The organism is Psychrobacter glacincola (assembly GCF_965118485.1).
Lineage (GTDB): Bacteria > Pseudomonadota > Gammaproteobacteria > Pseudomonadales > Moraxellaceae > Psychrobacter > Psychrobacter glacincola_D.
Map to the genome: position 1 here is coordinate 1 of NZ_CBCPJH010000020.1, position 23,442 is coordinate 23,442.

The window sequence follows — 23,442 nt, forward strand, 5'->3', positions numbered from 1 at the left end:
AACCTTTCTTTTTGGAATAGAGTGTTGAATAGACAGGTTAAGGTTTTCTTATTAAGATAGTTAAACTCAGTTTTGCGCGTGTGTACTCTTCGATTGAATTATATTTATACCGATACGAACAGTCAGATTTGGATATTGCAACCTGAAATTAATGGTTATTTTGACTAGGGCCTATTGGAACTACCTAATAAAATCACTCAAAATAGACTGATATAATGGAACTACTTATAACAGACTACGGAGCTATAGATATTGGTGTTTGATTAACAGCTCCGAATAAGAAAAAATCAACACGAGGTTTTGAAAAAGATCTAAATGTTATATGCAATACAAAAAAATAAACTGCCCTACTCCTTAGAATTAGGGCAGTTCGATAAATTCATGCTGAGCGCTCCGCGATCTTAGTATTAATCCAATTAGCAATCTCACTCGCTACCCACACTACCCTCACCTGTGTCAGCTGCACCTTTTTGGGAAATGTAGAGTCGTAACGATCAGACTTCTCATTGATCATCTCATAGATCGTAGAACGACTAAGCCCTGTATAGCCACCAACATCCTTGATACTCAATAGCTGTGGAATATGATTACATTGCTCAATTACTGGTTGTGTTGAATTCAAATTTTTCATGATGTGCTCCTTATAAGTGAATGAGAGCGTTTCCTCTCATATACTTACCGAGTCCTATAATTTTTTACGGCATCCCATACCGTCCAACCGTTAGCCTTAATTCAAGCAATAAAAAAAGAGCTGAATGAATCAGCTCCATTTTTTGCCGTACATCCCTACTATTGCTTTAACTTATAGCCGTCACACTCTCCCTTAGACTTCGTTCGATATTACCGATATTGTAGGTAGCCTTATCATCGTGCGAACCTCCTTGCTGACTGCTATTAGCGTCATCCGTCTCTACTGAATTAAACTCTTCAACCTCAAAAGCTTCCTCACTATCAATCTCAAAGCACGAGTTCACATAGCCTTGTTTAGCGGCCTCCTCTAGCGCAGCTTGATCAAAGCCGTGTTCGCTAAGCTCCGCATCGATGGCCCTAGCACCCTGAACAGCTTCTCTTAGATGAATACCTTCACGTAGGGTCAAATCAACAAAGTAGATCGGTGTTCGATAGCTCTGCGTGGTGCTTTTGCCTCTCAAGATTAATTGAAGTGGTAGACAAGACAGCTTATTACCTGACACCGCTGCAAAGTAGCTAAGCCTTGCTGCAAGCGTGCGAATGCTGTTAAAGCCTGTGGTGCGAAAGATAAAGGTGCCTAGCTCATCGTCCTCAGACAGATTCACGTAGAGTCTGCCATAAGGTTTACAAGCACCGCCTTGTGCTAGTGGACACCGATCAGGCGATGGACAGGGATGACTTTCAACACCTTTACTGGTTCGACGCTGACACTGCTCACCATCACCCACACACAATGGTCTTCCCGTTTGCCGATCAAACAATGTGTACTCTGCTCGCAGGTTAAGCTCAGGATCATTAAACAACATCCGCACGGGAATTTGTCTAAGCTTCTCAGTTTTACCTTTACGCAGCTTTTCATCGAGGGGATGATTCACCCAGCCGTCCTTGTTCTGGACTTGACTAGTAATCGTGAATTGATCGTCTTTGGCTGGCAGACGCTTACCGTCTTTTTGAACGACTTTACCGATGCTAATGCGACCTAATACTGGCGGGGTTATCGTTAGACCTTTAATCATGAGGGTATTCCTTATATTGATTATTTAAGCCATAAAAAGCCCACCTATAAGGGTGGGCAGTTATGCACTTGTTGATTCAATGGATTGATTGGTTGATGCAATAACTACTTAGTCAGTTAAGATGACAAAGCGGCGACTGCCTTGCTTAGTTTTACCAAACTGCTTTAGTAGCTCAGGATGAGCCTTGATGACCGCTTTACTATCGATACCAATGCTGTCTTTAGAACGCTTCCATGAGATAGCGCCTTGATTGAATACAGCGATTTCATTATCTGCAATCAGCGTTTGTAGCTGATGCTTCACTTGATCATGATGCTGCTCAAGATCAGCTATCGCGTCGCGATAGTGCAGCAATTTATCGAATAGCTTGTTCCCTCCTTCATCCTCTCGCAGATCGACCTTACTTAAAGGCTTAGGTTTTGGATAAAGCAGCTTTAGCGCTTTGGCTGCTGATTCGCTATGGTCAGGGTTTGGCGGTGTATTAGCTTCTACGTACTGCCAGAATATACGTTCTTGCTCGATAATGCTGGCTATCAGTTGCTCATCACGCTCAACCTTATAAATCTTAGCCTCGTGTCCGCATAGCAGAACGCAGATATGAGCGGCAGTTTTACCCGTGACTGCCAATTGATGTTGTACTTGGCAGGTGACATACAACGGCACACCATGCTTCCATAGCTTAGCCCCATGCTCACCAGCGGTTTTGCACTCTAGTATCTGCACGTCATCACTACCTGTTATGGCGTAGTCTAAATTTGCCAACATAAAGTGCTGCTCAGGATCAGGGTGCTGCAAGATGGCATTAACGCGACGTACCTTATTGCCTGTCTGCTGTTGATAGTACTTAGCCACCATGGGCTCTAAGGTATTACCCCAATACAGCGGCGAATAACCCTCGATGCTCTCATCTAAGTCGGAGCTTGTGCGCCCCGTTTTGATCATCCATAGCTCAAGCATTGATAGGTAAGGATGAATGCCACAGGCAGCAGCGGCGTCAGAGCTACCAATGCCTTGCTTGCGAACTTTGAGCCACTCCTCACGGCTTAAGTCTTTGGTACTAACCAGACGCTTAGGAGTAAAAGGTTGAGTAGCAGAGGCATTTGCTGGATTATGATCTACCTTAGCTTTAGTAGCTAAAGGTGCTGTCACTTTTGCAGTTGAACGCTTAGTGCGTCTTACTGGTGTTGTCGTATTTAAGGCAATCAGGTTCATAATGAACTCCTTCGATAAATTGATTATTAGTGATAACTGAAATAATAGGCATAAAAAAACCACGCGCTTAGGCGTGGTTTAATCATTTGAGTTTACTAAGAATATTTAGGCAATTAAGGCAAAAGCTTCCTCTAAGCTTTTATCCTTCAGCTTAGCGCCTGCACCGAACCATGCTGAATCGAGTCTGTGATCCGTTGACATGGCACGACGCTCATGATCAACGAATTCAGTCATTGCACACAGCAAGCCATAAGCCGTATCACGAGCGGCATCAAGTCCTGCACCGCGACCTTGACCGTTAAACATATTCATGACTTGGTTCATGGCCTTCGCATTAGGCATGGCATCCTTCTCTTTCTTAGCGCTGTTAAATAGAATGATGTCATTGTCCTGATCATTGAACACACGGCTTAAATAATTAGCGGCTTGCGCTTGAGTAACACGGCGCTGACTTAACTGCTTCATCTGGTACATATGCTCATCCCACTGCTTAACAGAGACACCGAGTTGCAGTTTGACTTTGTCACCATCAAACGAGGTGCTATGCGGTACTTTCACCACACCACCGCTACCATTAGCCAAGCTGATAGCTAAGGTGTTATTACACACCACACGAATAGAGGTGAACTGAGCTGTGGTCGCCAGAGTGCCGTCACACGCCGTTGCAAGTAAAAGGTAGCCATTACTAACATCACCGCCCTTTAGAGCGGTTGACTGACCTGTCCTCGCTAAAGCCCACATCTTTTTGCCGCCTTTAAGAACACCAGCCGTCTCAAGCTCAAAATGCGATTGCTCAGTGAGATCACGATAGAACTCTAAAATCTCACGTGGCTGCACTTCCTGATAGCGTTGACTGACGACCGATAACGGCTCTAGGGTATCTGAGCGGTAGAGCACCTTATTGCTGTCAAAGGGCATGATTAGGTTTTGGCCTTTGTCGTTGTTAGCCATGTAGCTAACGTCCGAGGACTCAATACGCCAGTCCATACCAGCTTTCTTTGCCCAAACTTCGATAGGCTGATTCTTAGGAAGCTGATTACCAAGACCGTGCCAAGGGGTCTCACCAACGTACGCCATGTTTTCGATTAAATGTGCCATATAAATATTCCTTGAAGTAATTAATTAAGATGATGGGTTATCCGTATTAGTTTAATGCGGTAAAGGTGTGCGTGCAGTCACTACAGCGATATCGCCTATTAACAAGTAATGGTAGAGCATTACTTGGTTGAGTAAGCTCAATAACCGCCGCTAAGGCAATGCCTGCAACAGCGCCTATGACAGGATGGAACTTAAGACTCTTACAGATACTGACGCCAAGACTCACTAGCATGGCAGGAGAGAACAGGCTTTCAACGATAGTACTATGAGCACCATCACTTACCTCATAGACAGCAGATGAGCGACAGCATGGACAGATGGGTTTCATAAGGGCTCCTATTTATTTTGGGCATAAAAAAGGCCTGCACTAGGCAGACCTGAATTAGGGGATTAGGCGCTGCATTGATTGCAAACGCGCTATCTCATTAAAATAATATATATCTGAGATTACTTTGCTATCGCTTTTTATTTCGACGCCAAGGTACGTCGAACTGACTTTGTCCAAAGGTACGCATGTTAGGCAGCCACAACTTAAGCTGTTGCTCATACTTATCAGTCTTTGCTAGATAGGAAGCTACTATTTCGGCGTTCTCAACTTCAAGTGGATTGTCACGATGAATCATACCAATGCCCAATTTCCCTTTTTCTTCAAACTTTAGCTTATTTTCTAGAGTGTTCCAGTTGTAGTAAGTCCCAAGCCCACTCGTTATACTTTGCCACTTTTCACCTACCGCTTTACCTAAGTAACCATCTTTTTGTCGCTCTGAGCCATTATAAATCAGCAAAAGATGACAATGCAGACCGCCATTTTTACCGCCTTGTTCTAGTGCCCAAGCGTAACCTTGCAAATGCTCAAAGCACGTCTTTTTATTACTGATAAGCTCTCGAATTTTCCTCATGTCATCATTGAAACCATCTATCGTCACATGATGGCTGGTTTCTGTTGCGTACTTTAAATCCACAACTACGAATAGCAGTTTTGAATACTGGTCAGTAAGGTTTCTTACAAGGCTTACTACATTGTTTTTATTCTGACCTTCGTTATAGCGCCATGCTCTAGTTTCAGCCTCGATATCGTTTTTATACGATGACAGCGCTCTTATAAATCGTTGGGTTTTGTCATGATCCCAAAAGACATTATTGGGGTATGAGTCGCCTACGATAGATTCAGTACTCCCAATAAACGCATGGATGGTTTCAGAATAGAACAAGCCATCATCAAAGATGTCCATGAATGGCCCATACAAGTCGTTTAGCTGTTTCTTGGTCTCTTCAAAACTGATGTGACTGAACAATGCTCCTTTAACGAGTTTATCAATGTTAGCGACGATTAGAGGTTGATTGAGATGTAAATATGACATGTTCCTGCTCCTATGAATTAGTGGTTCATATATTCAGGTTAGTCAGTTTTTTTTAAGTATAGGGGTTAGCACCTAGTCTGTTAGCTTGAGTAGTTAATAGTATAGATACCCACTAAGGATAGCCAAGCCGCACTGTAAAAACGCCTACATACCCTCACGCTCACTTGTGAGGAATTGCTGAAAACGTGAAGTGCCATAAGGAATGGAGTTAGCTTTTATGTGTATGAGCTAATGCTGAAAAGCTGCTGAATTATCACGCGTGGAAGTAAATACTCTAAAGGATAAGCGTTTATGAACGACAATGAGAATAGCGTAAGTGCTGAGGAAAAAGACTTTATCTTTATGATTGATGGTTACTGAATCAGTTATGCTGGTTAGCGAGATTGCATTATCATGCGTACAAGGGCTTTGTTGCACAACCTGCCCCATATGATACTTTAGTATTATGAAAACATAAGATTCTAGCCCCAAGAAAACCTATCACACCACCAACTGGTTAGCATACTATCGAGCCTTAAAGAATCGATGCAATCTCACCTTTTGGATTGATGCAGACACCCAGTGGTGCGCCAAACCCAATGGTAAACTTGGACGCAATCAAAAGTTTACTAATCCTGCCACGATCGAATGCTGTTCTATGGGATGTAAAGCATCAAGGAGATGAGAATCGCAATGAGGCATTAAGTTTGTGCTTACAGTTAGGACATAAGATGTGGAAGAAGGTATCAGGCTATCATAAACGCAGTTTGGTGGAGACGGCTATGTTTCGCTTTAAAAGACTTGGCGATAGGCTAATGGCTTGTGATTTTGACCGTCAGGTAGCTGAGGTGCATATTAGTATAGTTGTGCTTAATCGATTTGTGAGTCTAGGTATGCCAGTAACGGTAGCTGTCTAATGAGTGTCTACATAAGGAATGTTTGGTTCTGAGTTCGGTTGTGCAACAAAGCCGCGTACAAGCAGTCAATTTTAACTAAAAGTTTGAGCCAATTTAGGATGTTGCTATCAGCTAAAACATAAACAATTTTTACAGAATTATTCAAGATATCAGTGTGCCTATACCAAAATTTAAATTATAATAAAATTCATATGCCATTTTCAGCTGTACGGCTTGTTTTTATGGTCTAGACGTCAAATTATTGCTACAAAAATACTAGAAATATAACAGTATTTTCCTATTGCTTTCTTATATATTTACTTGAACATTTCTTATATTTTTAGGATGAAGTAATAATGAGTAGAGAGTTATCCACTAGAGCTAACAATGTAGAACGGCTACCATCAATCCCTGACAATGATACAAACTTGATTTTTGGCGAAGCATCAGTAAGGTACTCTAAAGGCAGATTATTAGGGTTTGTGACTGATGAATACATTAGAGCTGTAAGGTCACAAAGAAAATCAATAGATGGATTTTTTAAAGCTTTACGTGAATTGAACAGCAATGATGCTAAATCTCTCCTATATATGAAAAATTCGTTAGACGACAATAGTCATAAAAATATAGCATTTGATAATGACGATTATAAAAATTTGCTTATTGAATATTTGAAGGATCACCCTGATCCTCTGCAAGAGTATAATGATCTAATCTACTATAAAATAAAAAATAATTTACCAGAGAAGTATTTAGATTGGTTTAAAAAGGACTTACGCTGCTCTCTATTTCTAGCATTTTTAGTTAAAAAATCAATAGAGAATGATGTTTATAAAGGTAGAGACGAGCTGCTCGAAGAGGTGGTTGATTATTTACGGTACGATATTGAAATTTTTAATTCTGACTATTCTCAAAACCTACCTCATTATCGATGGGATATAATGAAATCTGGAGAGCGGAAAACGGCTGATATACTCTACATCAAATCTTATTATCTTAAAAATCGATTAGATTGTGATAAAAATATTTCTTGGGTAAAGCCTACTGACAATGAACAGATAAACTGGATGTATAATTATCTTGACGATAAAGATCGAAAATATATTATTTTAAAAGGAATGTTTTTCCCTCAAACTATTAATGAAAAATATGAGCTTATCCTTGCAAGTTTAGATGTCTTATCTAACGTTGAGAGCCCTGATATAGGCACTAAGGATAAGAAAGGTTTTTCTTTGAGAAACTACACGCTTTATAGCATGAAAAAAGCATGGGACGGTCGAAAGCAATATGAGGCTAACAATTTTTTAAACGAAAATAGTAGTGTAAAGGTTACTAAGGAGAACCAACCTAAATTGAAGAAACTTATGAAATTTAGTGGTTTTACAGCGAATAAGGTAATTAACCATTCAATAGAACAACTGTACGATGAACTCATAGTAGATAAAAAAAATGATTAGAAAATATCTTTTGTCTACACATCCTTCTTTTTAGTGCTTATTTATTAGACAATAGAGATTGTAAATCTTCAGTGCTTAACCCTTTATCTCGTACAGCCTGTATTAAAGCATCGCTCTCCATATTAGATAGCGATGTTTGGTTATGCTCATTCAGTGACTTCTCAATCTGTTGACGGGCAGTTTGAAAGTCAATGACTTCGCCTGTGTCCCTAAGCAGGTATAAGAAGTTTGCCTTTATTTAAATTGTTTAGCTAAACTAGCCTAAACATAGAATGCCAGTGACATCGAGAAACTTAAAGCTACATGCTAAATTATATTTAGTAGTTAGTTTTCTGTTCATAACGAAAATAGAACATTATGTACACTGTGGTGTACATTTTATTTATGTATACTTATTAATACAATTAATATCAAACACTTAAATCCATACTACCGTTCCGGCTCCGGGTACCATTACATGAAAAGGCTTCCAAGCAATTGGAAGCCTTTTTCTTATTTTGTATTATCTACTCTACTTTCTTTAACGACTTCATTTCTTTATCACCAACATATAACACTACAAGCCTAATCATAAATTAAAGCATAAAAAAATCCGACCACCTAAGTGATCGGATTTTTAATATTTGGTGGAGATGGCGGAAACTAAACTATAAGCGCAAGTCATTGATTTATATAGAAATATAAATTCAAAAATAAGACGATACCAACCATAATACCAACAATCGTTTTTGATTTTGCTGTTATTCAATACTTACTCTATCAGCTAAAGATTATTTTGTAATTATTACCACTGCTTGCCAACTCAACATGATGTAAGAGATATTTACTACTAGGTTTATTCTATATATTCGGTTATCCAGTTATTACTTAATCAATACTATTATGATCTTGCACTTTGTTTGCATGGGGTTGAATTGCTAATCACTGCACGCGCTCAATAATGGCGCTAAAAGTTAAGCGTTTTTCATGCGTTTTATTGCATCTGGTCGCGTTGCCTCGCGATACCTGTTAAGAAACTAGCCTTTCATGGAGTCATTTTCGATATATGGCTTTACCTGCCTTGTTACCTGTCCGAAAAGTCCCTTACGATACCTGTCCATAAAGTCCCTTTTATGGACTCGCAAAATTACCCTTAGTCGATTTAGAACAGTCCGAAAACAGTCCCTTTTTATGGACTCCAAAAACTACCCTCTACGATGTCCGAAAATTACCCCAGTCCTTTTAAAACAGTCCGAAAAATTAGCCTCTTACGATGTCCGAAAATCCCTTTTTTATAGTGTATGAAAACCCCTGTAATTGCTGTTTGCCTCGTGTGCGCGCGCGATACTTGTCCATTAATTAGCTAAGCCCTTATGCTGCATAGCTTTGTGATATTGGCAATGATGAGGGAATGCCATGCAAAATGTTAGCATTAGCGGCGTGTGATTTGGTTTTGAATGTAAGGTTTTGTCAGGTTTTGGGCTGTGCAAAATGTTAAGTTCTGTCAAGTCGGTGGCTGTATTAATCGGTTTTGAATGTACGGTTTTATACGGTTCTAACCTTGTGGTAATCATGGGGTGGTAGGCGCTGCCAGTAATGAAATGAATGTGAAGTTTTGTGAGGTTCTAACGTGTCCGAAAACTAACCGTAACCTTACCGTTATTCCTACCCTTTGATATGCGATATAACCAAAATAGGATTTATTTATAATCCGCTACAGCCCTCCTATAATTTACCCCTAAAACTACCTTATAGCCCATGATTGGTAAACGTTTGCGGCTCATTCGTTTTTTATCAATCCGTAACTAAATAGTTAACTTAAACCACTGTTAATACGCGCAAAACTGCTCACATTAATTTAGGTTTACAGCCCCTTGCTGATTTGTCGTTAAACTGCCTTATAGCCCATAACTAGCCAGCGGTTGCCCTCCATTGGAGTTTTGGCAATCCGTAAACACTGGTAAACCTAAATCATGCTTAATGCGTCCAAAAATGGACTTATCTATTTTGTTTGACGGCTCTATGGTGTTTTGACGGTGTTGTAAGGCTGTAGGCTAATGATGGTCATACTTTGGGCTTAACTTACCCCATTGGGGGTTGTGCAATCGGTAAAACGTGGTCAAAAGAATTATGCTTTTAAACCTTAACATTTATTAACATGCTGGCATGTCATTAAACTGTTTTGAATGTCAACAAATGACAACATGCTGCCCATGATTTGCAAGTGAGTATTGAGCGCCTAACCTTAGGTTTCCCTTAGGTTTTTGCAGTCCATAAAAAAGGGCGTACCAAACGGTACACCTTTTGATTAACTCATAATTTAATACCTAAGCAGTTAAGCCTCTAAAAAAGGTTCGGCTTTAGGGATTAGGGTAACTTGTAAGCCCATGCCGTCAATAATCTTTAGCATAGTGTCAAAACGTGGCTTCTCTGATCGCAATGTCTTGTAAAGGCTTTCGCGTCTTATGCCTGTCTTTGCTGCCAGCTCGTTCATGCCCTTTGCTTTTGCTACGTCATTTAATGCTTCGATAAATTCGCTAGGTGCGCCATCGGTCAATATTTCGTTCAAGTAAGCATTGATAAGGGTTTCATCTGTCAGGTATTCCGCTACGTCAAAACGGCTAGTTTTAATATTAGTCATTGGTGTGTTCCTTTTCTTGATCCTTAACTTGCTGCCATAAGGTGCAAGCCTTAGAAATGTCGTTTGTTTGGCTGTCTTTACTGCCACCTATCAACAATAGATAGAGGGTATCGCCTTGCTGGGCATAATAGACACGGTAACCATTGCCTTTAAATATTCGCATCTCATAGATACCGTTTGTATTGGCTAATGGTTTATGGTCACCAAAGTTACCGCCTTGCGCTCGCTTTATACGTGCCAATATGCCAACTTTGCCTAACGGGTCTTTGAGCTTATGCAACCAACGTTCAAACTGTTCTGTTTGATCAATATTAATCATAGGGTTAGATTATTAGTAAACTTATAATTTATTGTAAACTTTTGGATAATATATAACAAGCTATGACTGTGCTTGCTGTGTTGTTTATTGTTGATCCATAAAAAAAGGCAGACGATAAACGCCTACCTTTGATTATTTTTTCTGTACCTTAGTTTTTTGCTTGGGACACTTGGGACAACGGGACAACGCCCGTAGTTATTGGCTTGTAGCTGTCCCAGCCCATTTTTAGCCTTTGGGACACTTGGGACAGATTAACAAATTGAGCTACTTTGTCCCAGCTGTCCCAGTGGGGTTTTAATGCTTGGGACAGTGCCTATCCCTTGCTGCGTATGGGTTGTCCCAGTTGTCCCAGCTGTCCCAGTGCTTTTAGTAGGTTCACAACTTAATATCTCGTTTTTGATTGCATAAACGCGCGTACGGTTTTTCTTGAATGGTAAAGATACTCTACACGTTTTGCGGTCGCTTTCTGTCACGTTCAATAGTCCAGCTTCATCTAACACTTGCAATACTTTGCTTTTATTGAATGGTGAACAGACTTCATCAAACGTACTGGTAGAGAAATAATATTCCCCTGTGTCGTAGTTATGATAGCCAGCACGGTTTGTTATCTTAGTTTCAAAATCTTGGTGCATGTGAATGTGGCAAGGTTGAAAGCGACTACTGCCATGCTGTTCAATAAATGCCTTGATATGCTCTATGATTTGGCGCTGCTCATGTTCACCATCACGCCCATAGTTATCGAGCCAATTATCTAAGCATGTCATAACGGCTGTGGTTGCTTGTCCTGCTTGCCAGCCTGTAATGCCTGCACCTTTTGCCATCTCACCAGCCGCGGCAACAATAGCGAACCGTTTAGCCACTCTATGCGCTTGCGGTGCAAGGTCTCTATATTGACTCATAAACTCATTTACAAGCTGCTTGGCGGTGGCTGTGGTCGCTACTTTGTCATTGGTGATATATTCCAGCCATGCTATGCCAGCTGATCCATAGTAAGTGTGTGATAACTCCTTGATCTTATCGGCTTGTGCTGCGCCTGTGTCTGCCAGTACCAAACTATCAAACGTCTTTAAACCTTGACCAGCATCAGCATCTATATGTGCTACTCGAACCTCAATACCTGCATTCGTTTTCTGTCCTGCTTGTGCCATAAAGTTTTGTAGCGACTCCTCACCATTAGATAAGAAAATAATGCGCCATGTCTTAGCAGTGCGATTATGTCCTGTGGTGGTGCTTCTACCTTTGCCTTTGCCATTAGCCAACATGTAAACGCTGTTACCTACTATCCGTGGATCACATTCGCTGATTTCATCAAGTGGTAAAAAACTGTCGTTATGCTCGCTGGCTGTGCCCTCTAAGGCGTTATCAGTGCTACGCCATGTCTTAGTATAGCTGTCAGGCTTGCCCCATACGCTAGACGCTGTTTTAAGTGATAATGACTTGCCCATGCTTGATGATCCTAAAAGGTGAAAGCCACCCCCATCATCATCTAACAGCTCTAACAATTGACCAGCAAACGCGCAAGCAATAGAGAAAACAAAACGGCTTTGATCTGCTAGTTTTTTGCATAGTTCATCACGCCATTGTACTAAAGTGCCTTGCTGGGCTATGGTGCTATTGATTGCATGGGCAGACTGATAGACTATTAACTGCTTACCATCGCCGCCTATTGCGCTATCAGGTAATATATATTGTCCATCATGCCAGCCCAGCTTATCCACGCATAACGCCCGTTTATGAATAGGATAGTCTTGAATATAAGTGTCTAAGTAATTGCGCTGTTTACTGTTGGTAGTAATGTTCAATCCTTGACTGGCTAATTCTCTACGATACTCACGGGCATCACCTTGTAGCAGTGATAACGGCATTGACCACGTATGCAGCACGCTATCATCATCACGCCATTGCAGTAACCGCCCCCATGTACCGCTGCTTGTGTCCCGTGTCTTTGCGATAACCTCAATCGGTGAACAAACAAACGCCTTAAACTTAAAGGTTATATTTGCTGGATCGTCATCGTTATATTTCACAAAAAACAGTCCATCATGGTATAGCTCAAAACGCCCATCAGCATAAATCATCGATTCATTCAGCTGTGGATCATCGCGCCATTCAGGATAGTAAGCGGTATCTTTTAAACTGATTAGCTGTGTGTCATCAGCTGCCAGTATTGCCTCATAGCTATGGTTAGCATGTAGCATCGTGACAATATCAGCCACAGTAACCAATGCCCTAGCATTCACACCTGCTAGTAGATTTATCATGCCTTTGTTGTCTATGGTCATTGGTACGGTTAGCAGTGATCCGCTGCTCCAGTGCTGCACCATCTTTTTAAAGCATTGCTTTGTCTTTTGAGGGCTAATAATAAAGGTTGTTTTGTCGTCTGCCATACACTGATACGCATCAATGCCATATTCTGCATCATCGAAAGCGATTACCTCATTGGCTTTGTTTAAGTCACCAATGACGATAGCGCCATAACCTGTAGGATCAATAACAGTCGGCGGCTTCTTACTATTTGGTGTGTAGAATACCGCGCCTACAATATCGCCTTGTTTATCGGTCAATCGTAGGGCTATCGTGCCAGCTGTCGGTACTAAAGACGCATCATTTGTAGTAAGATCATCAGTAACGCTTAACAAGCTATTGGGCGGTAATAGCTCATGTAGTTTTATTAAAGTAGGATCGTCTGCCAGTCCTTGCCGTGTGACTGCATCAAAACTATTGATTACCAATGTAAAGCCTGCGCTAAATGCGTGGGCTTTTTCATGGCTAGTGGTTTGTAGTGTGGTGGTCATTTAGTCCCCCTTGCTTGCGTGTGGTTCGGCTTACGCGCTGCTCTATACTTCTTGTAGTAGCTTTTGCGCTTGGCGTGCTTGCGGCTTTGCTTTGGTGGGTAGCGTTTCATTGGCTGCCCTCCTTGCCGTAACCTGTCATTGCTAGGGTGTCGTTAATGCCCTCTAATTTCTCATATAGTAGGCTTGCCCATGTGTCGGTGGCATCATGTGCTAGGCGTGCCAATGCTGGGACTGTGTGCGCTTCTATCTTGTTATAGTGCATGAGTGCTAATAGCTGTCCAACATCATATAAGGCAGTGGCTGCCCCATCAATATCACAAGCAATGTCCGATAAATCAAAAGCAGATATTAAAATCACTTGTTTATCGTCTGCTTCGGTGGTGTCTATTACTGTGCGTTGGCTGGTTTGGTTGCCACTGTATAGCGTTGTTATCGCTTGGCGGTTGGCTGGCGTGTCATGGAATAATGACGGTAAAGCATCATCAGGGTTTGAACGTCCATCAGTATCAAAAGAATACTCTATATTTGCATGACGGATAACAAGGCGGTTACTGCGCTTGTCGCTACTGGGTTGCAGCTTATAGGTGTCATTGCTTACGGCTGCCCATAGCACGCTGTCACCTGCTTTGAATGGAGCTAGTGTGCGGTTGGTAGTGGTTTGAGTGTTTGAGGTCGTACGGATTGAATTAGGCATGATTATGCCCTCCTTGCGTTGTTTTTTGAGTGAATGCCACGCTATACGGTAAAAGTATAGGGTGACGGGTCTTACTCTCGGTCACGCAAGCAACCGCCCTGCATATTCGCCTTTCGGCTATTGTATTTTGCAGCGTCAACCCGTCATAGTTGGTTAGCAAGTGATTTGCTATAGATATGATGGTTTGCCCCCTTGATGCGCTTAAATGCGCTTGTGGGGCTATGCTTGAATAGATAGTGACAGCTTGAGAGGCTGCGCTATTATCAGGCATAAAAAAAGCCAATAAGTAACGGCTTGGCGTGCCGCTTGCGTGTTCTTTTGAGAGGTCTATATAGTAACCGCTGTTATCATCGGTTGCAATCTGTTTTGCTTTCACTGGCTGGCACGCGATTAATGATAGTGCTAAGCCAATACCAGCAACCCATGCCATGAATATGATAAAGCTAAGTAGTAAGCCGCGCTTATGTGGCTGTTTGCGACTGCGTGCCCCGTCACGGGCTTTTAGAGTGGTTTTGTTATGATTATCACACATAGCGCGTAACCTCCATTTCAGGCATTGATAGAACGCTGTCCATCTGTTCGCTTGCATCGGTGGCAAACAATGAGTCCCTAAACAATGCAGCAATGACGGCTTGAATAACGCCTTGAGATACGGGGTCATTTGTCTGCACGGCTTGCAATGCCATAGCGTAATGTTCGGTATCAATTGATAATAAGATCAGCTGTTCGTTGATATGCTCTAACGTGTCCGCTATCTGTAATAGCCTGTCGTTTGATTGGCTCATAATTGCACCCCTATAGCGTCATGGCTGCCATCGGCTGGCGTGTCTATCCAATATTGTTTAAACGTCTTACCGTTGCGTTTGATGGTCTTATCTTGAATAACCACGCCTTGCGCCCTTAGCTCACTGATCCGCTGTAAAAAGCATGTGATTTGCCATAAATCAAAGGCTTCATAAGTGGATAGGCTATTACCTGCCAGTAGGTGATTATGGATAATCTGCTTATAGCTCTTTTTTGGTTGCCGTGTATTCATGGGTTACACCTCGCTAGTGGTTGAGGTGTGAGAATTAAGCCATTCGTGAATGTCTGCATAGCTCCATGCGGTCATAGTAGGGCTTAGCTTCTTGCCAGCTGGGAAACGTCCATCTTTTGACCATTCAAAAAGGGTGGTTTTGCTAAATGGTAGGAATGGCAGAATATCTTTAGCCCTGCCCATGCCAGTAGTAGGCAGTTGCATAGCTGGACTGTTTGCGGTGGTTGGTTCGGTGTCGTTCGAGGTGTCACCAGTAAAGGGAATAACTGGCGTGTTTTGGGTGGGGTGTGCCATGTTCATAGCTCCATGTAGTTTGTTGAGCCGTAAAGGTGTTCTACGGCTTACATGAGCTATCTTATGGGGTAGATTGGTATAGCTAAATGCTTATGCATGCATAGATTAATGAATGCATGGATAGATTAATGCATGCATGCATACAACATTAAACTATGAAAAATCCCCTTTGTCAGCTTCACTCAATAAACTAAAAACGGTATTGAATGACGGGCTTTTACCTGTATCAATATGCAGCTTAATATATGTAGCTGCATCGGTATAAGTACTAAACCCTTTGTCTTTCATAATCTTGAGGTATTTTTCTTTTCGCTCCTTTTTTTTCTCTCTATGTGGCTGCCATCTCGCATCAGATGCTTTTCTATTTCTATTGGATATTTCTTCTTTTATGTAGCTATCAAAATCTTCTTTCTTATTGCGTATAGCTATGCCATAAATTAGTGTAGCTACACTGTTATAACTTATTCCAGTTTCATAAGCCCCATGATAAAAAGCCCATCTGCCTAACTCTCTATATAATAAAACTCTCGTTACGTCATAAGATACTTCTCTTATTCGCATGAAATCTTCTTCGGTATATTTATCTGTGATGTAGCTTAATTCTTCAATGTCATCATCTATGCCAGCTTCAAACTGCTTTATAATTTCTTTAAAGTTATAACTTACTACAGCATTAACCAAACATTCACGCTCACAAACGCCCTCACAGTCACATTCATAATCAGAAATATCAGGGTTAAGATCATAATCGTATAATGCTACATAATCACTCATAAGAGTTTCTTGGTGTTCCAAAAAAGCAATATTAATTGCAGACTGTGCTTCATCGCAGTTTTTATCATCAAGAATACTATTCAACATTAAATCTATAGTTGGTTTTATAATAAACCTCTCCATAGCTTCATATGTTAAGCGACCAGACTTAGCGTTAAAACCATCGTCATCATAAATTACATAAGTCATAACTCACACCCCTACACCCTTAAATTAAATAGGTGCAAGGCAGTGACAGCTTAAGGGTGTGAATAGCTGTCGTTCGGGTAATTAGTCCTAGCCTTGCATAGTCGTTACAGCATGATGTTAGCCATGCTTTTGTTTTTGTCGTTTAAAGTTGGTATGTATGACGTTATCCAATTTGCCAGCATAAGCATCATCAATAAAGTTTGCCCATTGGTGCATCATGTCTATTCTATATGGCAAGTGCTGCGCCCCGTTGTAGGCTGCGCTGATCTTGTTTTCTCTATCATGTGCCAGCTGTAGCTCTATGGCTTCGTGCATAAACTCTTTTTCATGTAGTGTGGTACTGGCAAGCCCTCTAAACCCGTGCCCCGTCATCTTGCCTTTATAACCCATATTCCATAGGGCATTAATAAACGCGCTTTGACTGTATGGCTTACGGGTTGAGGTATTAAAGAAAACGTACTGATCCGAAAAACCTAGCTCTTTGATCTGCTTCAATATCGCTACTGCTTGCGGTGCTAGTGGCACAATATGCAAACGCCTAGCTTTCATCTTTTCAGCTGGGACAGTCCATAAGCCGCGATTAAAATCTATGTCCTGCCATTCCATAAAGCGCAATTCATTGGTACGCACAAACGTATAGCATAAAAACCATAAGCCTAGTTTCACCAATACATCACCTTGATAAGCATCAATGTCTTTTAATAGCTTAGGTAATTGCTGGCTAGTGATGCGGCTATGATTGACGGTTTTGTGTGGCTTGATCGCTTCGGCTAGGTCGGTGGCTGGGTTGTGTGTGGCTAGTCCATTGCGTATGGCGTGCTTGAATATCTGCCCTATCTCTCTAATGGTACGCCTTGCCATCTCATTAGCGCCCCGTGCTTCTACTGCTTTACCAATAGCCAATATGTCAGGTGCGGTAATGTCGTTTATGTTCTTTTGACCAATAGAGGGCTTAACATCGCGCATGTAGGCGGAGTAGTTACGGGAAAAGGTGCTTTCTGCTAGGTAGGTTTTACGCTCGCTATACCATGACTGGGCTATGTTATCGAAAACATTTAAACCGTCTTGGCTGGCTTGCTGCTCTCTCTTATGGTCTTTGGGGTTCACACCATCAGCTATTAAGCGTTTGATCTCAATATTGCGCTGGCGTGCATTTTGTAGGCTCATTACTGGATAAGTGCCAATAGTGAGGGTTTGCTGCTTGCCTTGCCATCTGTAGGCGCTGATCCATGACTTAACGCCCGTATAGCGCACCCATAATTGCAGCCCGTTACCGTCACTGTGCTTGTCAGGTCGCTTTGTATCAATCGAGGTGCTACTGGGCTGTAGCTTATTGATAACGGTATGAGTTAAGGGCATTGGACTATCCTTTGTTGGTATTGAGCGCGTGTATAAACTCTAATACCAACAATAATACCAACATTCTATATGGGACGCCATACCCCTATATAACCCTTAATCCTTGAAAAACGCCCAAAATAAAGGGCTAACAGTCTATGACGGTCAGCCCTTTATCGTTGTTTGGTGGAGATGGCGGGAGTTGAACCCGCGTCCGCCAGCATTACGCTCATGAATCTACATGTTTAGTTTCTGTCTTTGGTTTTAATCCGCACCGATCCGACAGTCAGGATGGATTGGACGATTCTCTACTTTTGAACCCAAGCAATTGAGACAATCACTTGTGGCGATCCTACATGCGGACGCTTCAACTTAGTTGACCAACTGTAGGTGATCAGCAACTAAGTAAGCAGGGTAAACCATGTAAACAGGGTTTAAGCTGCTAGAGCGTAATTTTCGTCGTTTGCGACTATAACAATATATGTTTGATTAACGAGAGGACATATACTCTCGACATGCATCATTGAGTTTCATCACCAGCGTCGAAGCCAGAACATCCCCAATAAGGTTGATGATTATATAGTACTTACACGTTCGCTTGCAACCTATTAGACGTCCGTATTACATTACGTTACAGCTGAATCATTTAAGCCAAGACTTTATTTAACCATTTACCGATATTTTGAATCTGCGGCATACATACTTGATGTGCCATCGGATAGCTATTATATGCAACATTGTAGCCTTTAGCGGATAAGAGCTGCTTAGCCTGCTCACCTAAGATAACCGGAACGACAGGATCATGCGTACCATGCTCAATCAATATCGGCATGTCTTTATTAGCGTCGCTATAAGCAATGTTGTCATTGGTCGCTAGATAAGTAGATAGCGCCATTAAGCCAGCTAAGCGCTGTGGGTAACCAAGTGCCACTTGGTATGCCACTGCCCCGCCCTGTGAAAATCCAGCAATCACAATATGCTGTGGTAACACACCACGCTCAACCTCACGAGCAATCAAATCATGGATTTGCTGCGCAGACTTTTCAATCTGAGCGATATCAACTTTACGCTCGAGACTCATCTCTAGGATATCGTACCATGCTGGCATCACCATACCACCATTGATAGTCACTGGAATATTAGGCGCATGCGGAAAAATAAAACGCACTGCCATATCGTCCGCTAACCCAAGCTGCGGTACCACAGGCTCAAAGTCATGCCCACTCGCCCCCAAGCCATGTAGCCAAATAACCGCTCTATCTATCTTTTTTTGTGAGGGATTATGTTCAACGATAACAGTGTCTAAATAATTACTCATAATTTTTAGCTTCCTTTAACTAGTAAATAAACTGATATTAAAATTAGGCGTTATAAATTGTATCAATAACGTTTGAAGTATGCATAAAAAAAACCCTCTAGCGTATCTAATAGAACAGCAGTAGATGCGATAAAGGGCAAATCAATTTACGACAAATACTCTAAGTAATAGATTCTACTGGCTGTTTAACATCAGCATTTTGACCACGATGACGCAGATAATGGTCCAGTAACACAATGGCTAACATAGCTTCGGCGATAGGTGTTGCACGCACACCTACGCAAGGATCATGACGACCTTTGGTGAGCATATCAACCGACTCGCCTTGCGTATTGATACTCTTGCCAGCCGTGGTAATACTAGAGGTTGGCTTAAGCGCGATACTGACACGGATATCTTGTCCTGACGAGATACCACCTAAGACACCACCAGCGTGATTAGCAGTAAAACCTTCTGGCGTCATCTCATCACGTGAGCTATGCCCAAACTGTCCAGCTACCGCCATACCATCACCAACCTCAACACCTTTTACGGCATTGATACTCATCATCGCATGGGCGATATCCGCATCTAAACGGTCAAATACTGGCTCACCCAAACCAACAGGTACACCGCTTGCGATAATCTCAAGACGGGCACCACAACTTGTACCTTCACGGCGTAAACTGTCTATCAAGCTCTCAAAGCGGCTAACGGCGTCTTTATCCGCACAAAAGAAAGGATTACTATTGACAAAATCCCAATCAATTTTACTTGGCTCTAGGACATTACTGTACTCATTACCGATTTGGGTAACATGACCACGGATTTGCACGCCCAAGCGATCTAGTAAGTATTTTTTGGCAATAGCCCCAGCAGCGACACGCATAGCAGTCTCACGCGCCGATGAGCGCCCACCGCCACGGTAGTCACGGAAGCCATACTTCATACTGTAGGTGTAATCAGCATGACCGGGCCGAAAGGTGTCTTTAATCTCGCCATAGTCTTTAGATTTTTGATTGGTATTACGAATCAGCAAACCAATAGAAGTGCCCGTCGTTTTACCTTCAAAGACGCCAGAGATAATCTCAACTTCATCAGACTCACGGCGCTGGGTCGAGTATTTAGAAGTACCCGGCTTGCGGCGATCCAAATCTATTTGCAAGTCGGCTTCAGATAAGGCTAAACCTGGTGGCACGCCATCGACGATTGCCATAAGACCTGCGCCATGCGATTCGCCGCAGGTGGTGACGGTAAAGAGCTGTCCAATACTATTGCCTGCCATATTTATCCTTAAATAACTGAAGTCGTTCTTTGAATGTTTTGACTATTGTGTCAATTTTAATTTATTGATTGCTATCTAATAACTGTACGTAATTAGCGAATAGTGAACGATAGCTCATCAGCTCATCATAAGTAATCGCAAAAATACCATGACCACCATGGGCAAATTTTAACCAATCAAACTGAATCTCAGGATAAGCTTGCTTTAACGCCCACTCACTATCGCCTACTTCACAGACTAGCAATCCTTCTGGACTCAGATAATCTGGCGCTTCAAAAAGAATGCGATGTACCAAGTCCAGTCCATCTTGACCAGCAGCTAGCGCATGCTCAGGCTCATACAAAAACTCAGGTGGCAAATCTGCCATAATAGCAGCATCGACATATGGAGGATTGGTGACAATCAATTCATATTGATGTTCAGCAGGAATCTTGGCAAATAAATCTGACTCAATCACGTTCACTTGATGACCAAGATCATGATGATCGACGTTTACCATTGCTACTTCAAGCGCACTTTTATCAATATCTACGGCATCAACCAAGGCGTCAACAAAACGGGTCGCCAGCGCAATAGCGATACAACCAGAACCGGTACATAAATCTAAAATACGCTCAGGTTGTGACAGCTGTTTAATCTCTAAACCGTGATCATAAAAAGTGGCTGCTTGATTATTAGCATTATTGCCAACCGGCTTTGCCAACTCAGTAACTTCAAAGTACGGATGGAACTGCTGACGAATTAACTCCGCGATAGGCGAGCGCGGAATTAAAACCCGTTCATCGACATAAAAAGGTAAGTCACAGAAGTAAGACAAATTAATCAGATAGCTTAACGGCTTACGCTCAGCAATACGTTCTTCTAGTAAGCTTAATACCAATTGCTTCTCTGATGTGGTCAAGCGGCAATCAAGAATCTGATCGTTAGCAGACCAATCTAAAGACAAAGAATGCAACACAATCGCAGACGCTTCGGCAAACTCATCGGTAGTACCTTGAGCGACGACCACATCATAATTGCGTAATTGCGTCACTGCAAAACGAATAAAGTCGCGGATGCTGACCAGCTGCTCACGCGCTTCTTCAAGCTCCGCACGCAAAGTGGCAAATTCGTCGTGCTCACCTAGCAGCCCTGTTGCCAAATCATATTCCATCTCGCCATCGATACCTTGTGAATCTTCATCACTAAAATATTGATTCTGAAACTCTTCTGCGCTCATTGTTTGGTCTTCTGACATATCGCACCTTGCTTATTACATGCTCACTGACTACATGCGGATGGGTTAAATTGCTTTCAATGAATTTAATAACTTCAAGGAATAGCTGATTTATTAAATAAAAATCTCGTTCCATATTATAGACGGAAACAAGATGCTGCGCCAATGACTGCAGTTTTTAGTTTAATAAAATTTTGTCGCCCATATTTTAGCGCCTGTCTATAGCACACCTATTTATTAGCATTTTCCAAAACCTATATAGGCAGTTACGACCAGTTATCGCACAACAACACTTGTGCAGCCTGACTGAACTCTTGCTCGACTGTAGGGAATACGTCAGCCGTTGACGTTTAGCAAGTATTAAATGAAAAAAAATGTGTCAAAAGTTTGCGAAGCTCACCAATTATGAGCATAATAGCTGCATTAGTAGCAACCACAAGCGTCCCCATATTATGATGAAAATGAAGCCTCTTATTACCGCTATCTCTCTAGCTCTCTTTAGTGCCAGTGTGAGTCTCAGTGCAGTTGCTGCACCTGCTGATAGTACACGCACTTTACCAGTACGCACAGCTGACGCGCTTCCTAGCATTGCCAAAAAAGTCAGTCTAAATGTACAAGAAAATCGCAGCAGCTCACTTGATGCTCCTACGGCTGTACAACCAAAAGCTGCTGACCGCATGACTCAGCTGATTGATGCCAAGCAAGAAGCGAAAGTCGATACATCAGTTGCCGTCACTGCCGACAATATGACTGTAGAAGAATTGGCTCGTAAAGATGAGCAATCGGATAGTGATGATATCAGTGAAGGTCAAGCGGTTGCAGCGCCAAGCTCTGCTACAGCTGACAGCTCAGCCGACACCTCTATCAAAAGCATTGCTGATGTAGATGGTAAAAAGCACACCACATTGAATCTATCTAATTATGCCAAACAAGTAAACGGTGCCGTATGGACACCGAGTATGAAAGTTAACTCGGCGATGACGATTAAAATGCAGGCGCTGCTCGATTGGAACCATGCGTCTCCTGGCGCTATTGATGGCGGCTGGGGCATGAACAGTAAAAAAGCACTGATTAACTTCCAAACTATGAAAGGCTTGCCTGCCACTGGTAAAATGGATCAAAAAACATGGGATGCTTTAAATAAAAACATCGCCGCCAATAAGCCGGTTTTAGTGACTTATACCATCACTGAAGATGATGTGAATACCAATTTTGCGACCACACCTGCAGGCTCAGAAGCCAAGTCAAAAATGAAAGGCTTGTATTATCAAGATATCAAAGAGCTGTTTGGTGAGCGCTTCCATATGGATGTGCGTTATTTAGACAAGCTGAATAAAAACAAGCAATATAAAGCAGGCGAAACCATTACTGTTTTAAATACGCGTGAGCCGCTTAAACAGCGTATCAACCGTGTGATTGCTAATAAAGCCGATAAAACCCTTTATGCTTATAACGATAACAAGCTGGTTGCTACCTATCCAACCACAGTTGGTAGTGACAGCACGCCATCACCACAAGGCACCTTTAAGATTGTTAATAAAGTAAAAATGCCGTGGTATAAAGCGACTGTTGGCGAAGGCGCCGATAAAAAAGTACATATGCTACCACCAGGACCGAACAGTCCAGTAGGCGTCGTATGGATGGGCTTATCTAAGCCTTCTTATGGTCTACATGGCTCACCTAAGCCTGAAGGCATCAGCCGTCAAGCATCTGCTGGCTGTGTACGTTTGACCAACTGGGACGTATTAGAGGTTTATGCCAATATCGAAAATGGCGCAACCGTTGAGCTAAAATAGTTCAATAGTTAGTACGCAATAAAAAAGACCTTGATTATCAAATCAAGGTCTTTTTTATTGCGTTCGAAATTGCATTCCAA

Annotated in this window: 22 protein-coding genes and 1 other RNA gene; 3 read left to right on the top strand and 20 right to left on the bottom strand. The window is 42.0% G+C overall.

The genetic code is table 11. The annotated features are described in order from the left end of the window. Window positions 1-379 precede the first annotated feature (379 nt). The 6 genes from ACMHKH_RS08765 to ACMHKH_RS08790 all read right to left on the bottom strand — a co-directional run bounded on the left by ACMHKH_RS08765 (window position 380) and on the right by ACMHKH_RS08790 (window position 5,377). Window positions 380-631, bottom strand: a complete 252-nt coding sequence (locus ACMHKH_RS08765) for a helix-turn-helix transcriptional regulator (RefSeq protein WP_413520260.1) — start codon at window positions 629-631, stop codon at window positions 380-382. A 166-nt stretch (window positions 632-797) separates the two neighbouring features. Continuing rightward, on the bottom strand, window positions 798-1,706 hold the full coding sequence (locus tag ACMHKH_RS08770; protein WP_413520261.1) for a hydrolase or metal-binding protein: 909 nt from the start codon (window positions 1,704-1,706) through the stop codon (window positions 798-800). A gap of 108 nt (window positions 1,707-1,814) precedes the next feature. After that, window positions 1,815-2,918, bottom strand: coding sequence for a YqaJ viral recombinase family protein (locus ACMHKH_RS08775; protein ID WP_413520262.1), 1,104 nt, complete (start codon window positions 2,916-2,918; stop codon window positions 1,815-1,817). 105 nt (window positions 2,919-3,023) lie between these two features. After that, window positions 3,024-4,016 carry a DUF932 domain-containing protein gene (locus ACMHKH_RS08780; protein WP_413520263.1) on the bottom strand — a complete coding sequence of 331 codons (993 nt, stop codon included), beginning with the start codon at window positions 4,014-4,016 and terminating at the stop codon, window positions 3,024-3,026. A 46-nt stretch (window positions 4,017-4,062) separates the two neighbouring features. After that, window positions 4,063-4,344 (bottom strand): hypothetical protein, encoded by a 282-nt coding sequence (locus ACMHKH_RS08785; RefSeq protein WP_413520264.1) that lies wholly within the window; start codon window positions 4,342-4,344, stop codon window positions 4,063-4,065. 127 nt (window positions 4,345-4,471) lie between these two features. Further along, window positions 4,472-5,377: an inovirus-type Gp2 protein gene (locus tag ACMHKH_RS08790; protein WP_413520265.1), complete on the bottom strand. Its 906-nt coding sequence runs from the start codon at window positions 5,375-5,377 to the stop codon at window positions 4,472-4,474. A gap of 548 nt (window positions 5,378-5,925) precedes the next feature. On the opposite strand from ACMHKH_RS08790, the gene ACMHKH_RS08795 reads away from it, so the two are divergent. Beyond that, window positions 5,926-6,273: a hypothetical protein gene (locus ACMHKH_RS08795; protein WP_413520266.1), complete on the top strand. Its 348-nt coding sequence runs from the start codon at window positions 5,926-5,928 to the stop codon at window positions 6,271-6,273. Between the two features lie 335 nt (window positions 6,274-6,608). Beyond that, the gene (locus tag ACMHKH_RS08800; protein ID WP_413520267.1) at window positions 6,609-7,709 is read left to right on the top strand and encodes a hypothetical protein; all 1,101 of its coding nucleotides are present in this window, start codon (window positions 6,609-6,611) and stop codon (window positions 7,707-7,709) included. A 2,314-nt stretch (window positions 7,710-10,023) separates the two neighbouring features. On the opposite strand, the gene ACMHKH_RS08805 is transcribed toward ACMHKH_RS08800, so the two are convergent. From ACMHKH_RS08805 to prmB, 14 genes are all read right to left on the bottom strand, one after another. Then, complete coding sequence (locus ACMHKH_RS08805; protein ID WP_413520268.1) at window positions 10,024-10,329, bottom strand: addiction module antidote protein; 306 nt, start codon at window positions 10,327-10,329, stop codon at window positions 10,024-10,026. Beyond that, entirely contained in the window at window positions 10,322-10,648 is a 327-nt protein-coding gene (locus tag ACMHKH_RS08810) for a type II toxin-antitoxin system RelE/ParE family toxin (RefSeq protein WP_413520269.1), read from the bottom strand. Before ACMHKH_RS08810 ends, ACMHKH_RS08805 begins: the two co-directional genes overlap by 8 nt. Window positions 10,649-10,899: 251 nt before the next feature. Next, window positions 10,900-13,443, bottom strand: coding sequence for a DUF927 domain-containing protein (locus tag ACMHKH_RS08815; RefSeq protein WP_413520270.1), 2,544 nt, complete (start codon window positions 13,441-13,443; stop codon window positions 10,900-10,902). Window positions 13,444-13,549: 106 nt separating this feature from the next. Continuing rightward, window positions 13,550-14,137, bottom strand: coding sequence for a hypothetical protein (locus tag ACMHKH_RS08820; RefSeq protein ID WP_413520271.1), 588 nt, complete (start codon window positions 14,135-14,137; stop codon window positions 13,550-13,552). Further along, entirely contained in the window at window positions 14,130-14,669 is a 540-nt protein-coding gene (locus ACMHKH_RS08825; protein ID WP_413520272.1) for a hypothetical protein, read from the bottom strand. The genes ACMHKH_RS08820 and ACMHKH_RS08825 overlap by 8 nt, the downstream gene beginning before the upstream one ends. After that, complete coding sequence (locus ACMHKH_RS08830; protein ID WP_413520273.1) at window positions 14,662-14,922, bottom strand: hypothetical protein; 261 nt, start codon at window positions 14,920-14,922, stop codon at window positions 14,662-14,664. The genes ACMHKH_RS08825 and ACMHKH_RS08830 overlap by 8 nt, the downstream gene beginning before the upstream one ends. Next, the gene (locus tag ACMHKH_RS08835; protein ID WP_413520274.1) at window positions 14,919-15,173 is read right to left on the bottom strand and encodes a helix-turn-helix domain-containing protein; all 255 of its coding nucleotides are present in this window, start codon (window positions 15,171-15,173) and stop codon (window positions 14,919-14,921) included. The genes ACMHKH_RS08830 and ACMHKH_RS08835 overlap by 4 nt, the downstream gene beginning before the upstream one ends. A 3-nt stretch (window positions 15,174-15,176) precedes the next feature. Beyond that, on the bottom strand, window positions 15,177-15,467 hold the full coding sequence (locus ACMHKH_RS08840) for a helix-turn-helix transcriptional regulator (protein WP_413520275.1): 291 nt from the start codon (window positions 15,465-15,467) through the stop codon (window positions 15,177-15,179). A gap of 153 nt (window positions 15,468-15,620) precedes the next feature. Continuing rightward, the gene (locus ACMHKH_RS08845; protein WP_413520276.1) at window positions 15,621-16,430 is read right to left on the bottom strand and encodes a hypothetical protein; all 810 of its coding nucleotides are present in this window, start codon (window positions 16,428-16,430) and stop codon (window positions 15,621-15,623) included. A 117-nt stretch (window positions 16,431-16,547) separates the two neighbouring features. Next, entirely contained in the window at window positions 16,548-17,789 is a 1,242-nt protein-coding gene (locus ACMHKH_RS08850) for a tyrosine-type recombinase/integrase (protein WP_413520277.1), read from the bottom strand. Window positions 17,790-17,952: 163 nt separating this feature from the next. Beyond that, window positions 17,953-18,329: a transfer-messenger RNA gene (gene ssrA / locus ACMHKH_RS08855) on the bottom strand. 85 nt (window positions 18,330-18,414) lie between these two features. Then, window positions 18,415-19,086 (bottom strand): alpha/beta hydrolase, encoded by a 672-nt coding sequence (locus tag ACMHKH_RS08860; protein ID WP_413520278.1) that lies wholly within the window; start codon window positions 19,084-19,086, stop codon window positions 18,415-18,417. Window positions 19,087-19,246: 160 nt separating this feature from the next. Further along, window positions 19,247-20,350, bottom strand: a complete 1,104-nt coding sequence (gene aroC, locus ACMHKH_RS08865) for a chorismate synthase (RefSeq protein WP_413520279.1) — start codon at window positions 20,348-20,350, stop codon at window positions 19,247-19,249. 61 nt (window positions 20,351-20,411) lie between these two features. After that, complete coding sequence (gene prmB / locus ACMHKH_RS08870) at window positions 20,412-21,587, bottom strand: 50S ribosomal protein L3 N(5)-glutamine methyltransferase (RefSeq protein ID WP_413520280.1); 1,176 nt, start codon at window positions 21,585-21,587, stop codon at window positions 20,412-20,414. Window positions 21,588-21,940: 353 nt separating this feature from the next. On the opposite strand from prmB, the gene ACMHKH_RS08875 reads away from it, so the two are divergent. After that, on the top strand, window positions 21,941-23,362 hold the full coding sequence (locus ACMHKH_RS08875) for a L,D-transpeptidase family protein (protein WP_413520281.1): 1,422 nt from the start codon (window positions 21,941-21,943) through the stop codon (window positions 23,360-23,362). Window positions 23,363-23,442: the final 80 nt, after the last annotated feature.

Excerpts from the sequence above, each read along its gene's own strand:
- ACMHKH_RS08765 (WP_413520260.1), bottom strand. The coding sequence starts at position 631 with ATGAAAAATTTGAATTCAACACAACCAGTAATTGAGCAATGTAATCAT.
- ACMHKH_RS08770 (WP_413520261.1), bottom strand. The coding sequence starts at position 1,706 with ATGATTAAAGGTCTAACGATAACCCCGCCAGTATTAGGTCGCATTAGC.
- ACMHKH_RS08775 (WP_413520262.1), bottom strand. The coding sequence starts at position 2,918 with ATGAACCTGATTGCCTTAAATACGACAACACCAGTAAGACGCACTAAG.
- ACMHKH_RS08780 (WP_413520263.1), bottom strand. The coding sequence starts at position 4,016 with ATGGCACATTTAATCGAAAACATGGCGTACGTTGGTGAGACCCCTTGG.
- ACMHKH_RS08785 (WP_413520264.1), bottom strand. The coding sequence starts at position 4,344 with ATGAAACCCATCTGTCCATGCTGTCGCTCATCTGCTGTCTATGAGGTA.
- ACMHKH_RS08790 (WP_413520265.1), bottom strand. The coding sequence starts at position 5,377 with ATGTCATATTTACATCTCAATCAACCTCTAATCGTCGCTAACATTGAT.
- ACMHKH_RS08795 (WP_413520266.1), top strand. The coding sequence starts at position 5,926 with ATGCAGACACCCAGTGGTGCGCCAAACCCAATGGTAAACTTGGACGCA.
- ACMHKH_RS08800 (WP_413520267.1), top strand. The coding sequence starts at position 6,609 with ATGAGTAGAGAGTTATCCACTAGAGCTAACAATGTAGAACGGCTACCA.
- ACMHKH_RS08805 (WP_413520268.1), bottom strand. The coding sequence starts at position 10,329 with ATGACTAATATTAAAACTAGCCGTTTTGACGTAGCGGAATACCTGACA.
- ACMHKH_RS08810 (WP_413520269.1), bottom strand. The coding sequence starts at position 10,648 with ATGATTAATATTGATCAAACAGAACAGTTTGAACGTTGGTTGCATAAG.
- ACMHKH_RS08815 (WP_413520270.1), bottom strand. The coding sequence starts at position 13,443 with ATGACCACCACACTACAAACCACTAGCCATGAAAAAGCCCACGCATTT.
- ACMHKH_RS08820 (WP_413520271.1), bottom strand. The coding sequence starts at position 14,137 with ATGCCTAATTCAATCCGTACGACCTCAAACACTCAAACCACTACCAAC.
- ACMHKH_RS08825 (WP_413520272.1), bottom strand. The coding sequence starts at position 14,669 with ATGTGTGATAATCATAACAAAACCACTCTAAAAGCCCGTGACGGGGCA.
- ACMHKH_RS08830 (WP_413520273.1), bottom strand. The coding sequence starts at position 14,922 with ATGAGCCAATCAAACGACAGGCTATTACAGATAGCGGACACGTTAGAG.
- ACMHKH_RS08835 (WP_413520274.1), bottom strand. The coding sequence starts at position 15,173 with ATGAATACACGGCAACCAAAAAAGAGCTATAAGCAGATTATCCATAAT.
- ACMHKH_RS08840 (WP_413520275.1), bottom strand. The coding sequence starts at position 15,467 with ATGGCACACCCCACCCAAAACACGCCAGTTATTCCCTTTACTGGTGAC.
- ACMHKH_RS08845 (WP_413520276.1), bottom strand. The coding sequence starts at position 16,430 with ATGACTTATGTAATTTATGATGACGATGGTTTTAACGCTAAGTCTGGT.
- ACMHKH_RS08850 (WP_413520277.1), bottom strand. The coding sequence starts at position 17,789 with ATGCCCTTAACTCATACCGTTATCAATAAGCTACAGCCCAGTAGCACC.
- ACMHKH_RS08860 (WP_413520278.1), bottom strand. The coding sequence starts at position 19,086 with ATGAGTAATTATTTAGACACTGTTATCGTTGAACATAATCCCTCACAA.
- aroC (WP_413520279.1), bottom strand. The coding sequence starts at position 20,350 with ATGGCAGGCAATAGTATTGGACAGCTCTTTACCGTCACCACCTGCGGC.
- prmB (WP_413520280.1), bottom strand. The coding sequence starts at position 21,587 with ATGTCAGAAGACCAAACAATGAGCGCAGAAGAGTTTCAGAATCAATAT.
- ACMHKH_RS08875 (WP_413520281.1), top strand. The coding sequence starts at position 21,941 with ATGTGTCAAAAGTTTGCGAAGCTCACCAATTATGAGCATAATAGCTGC.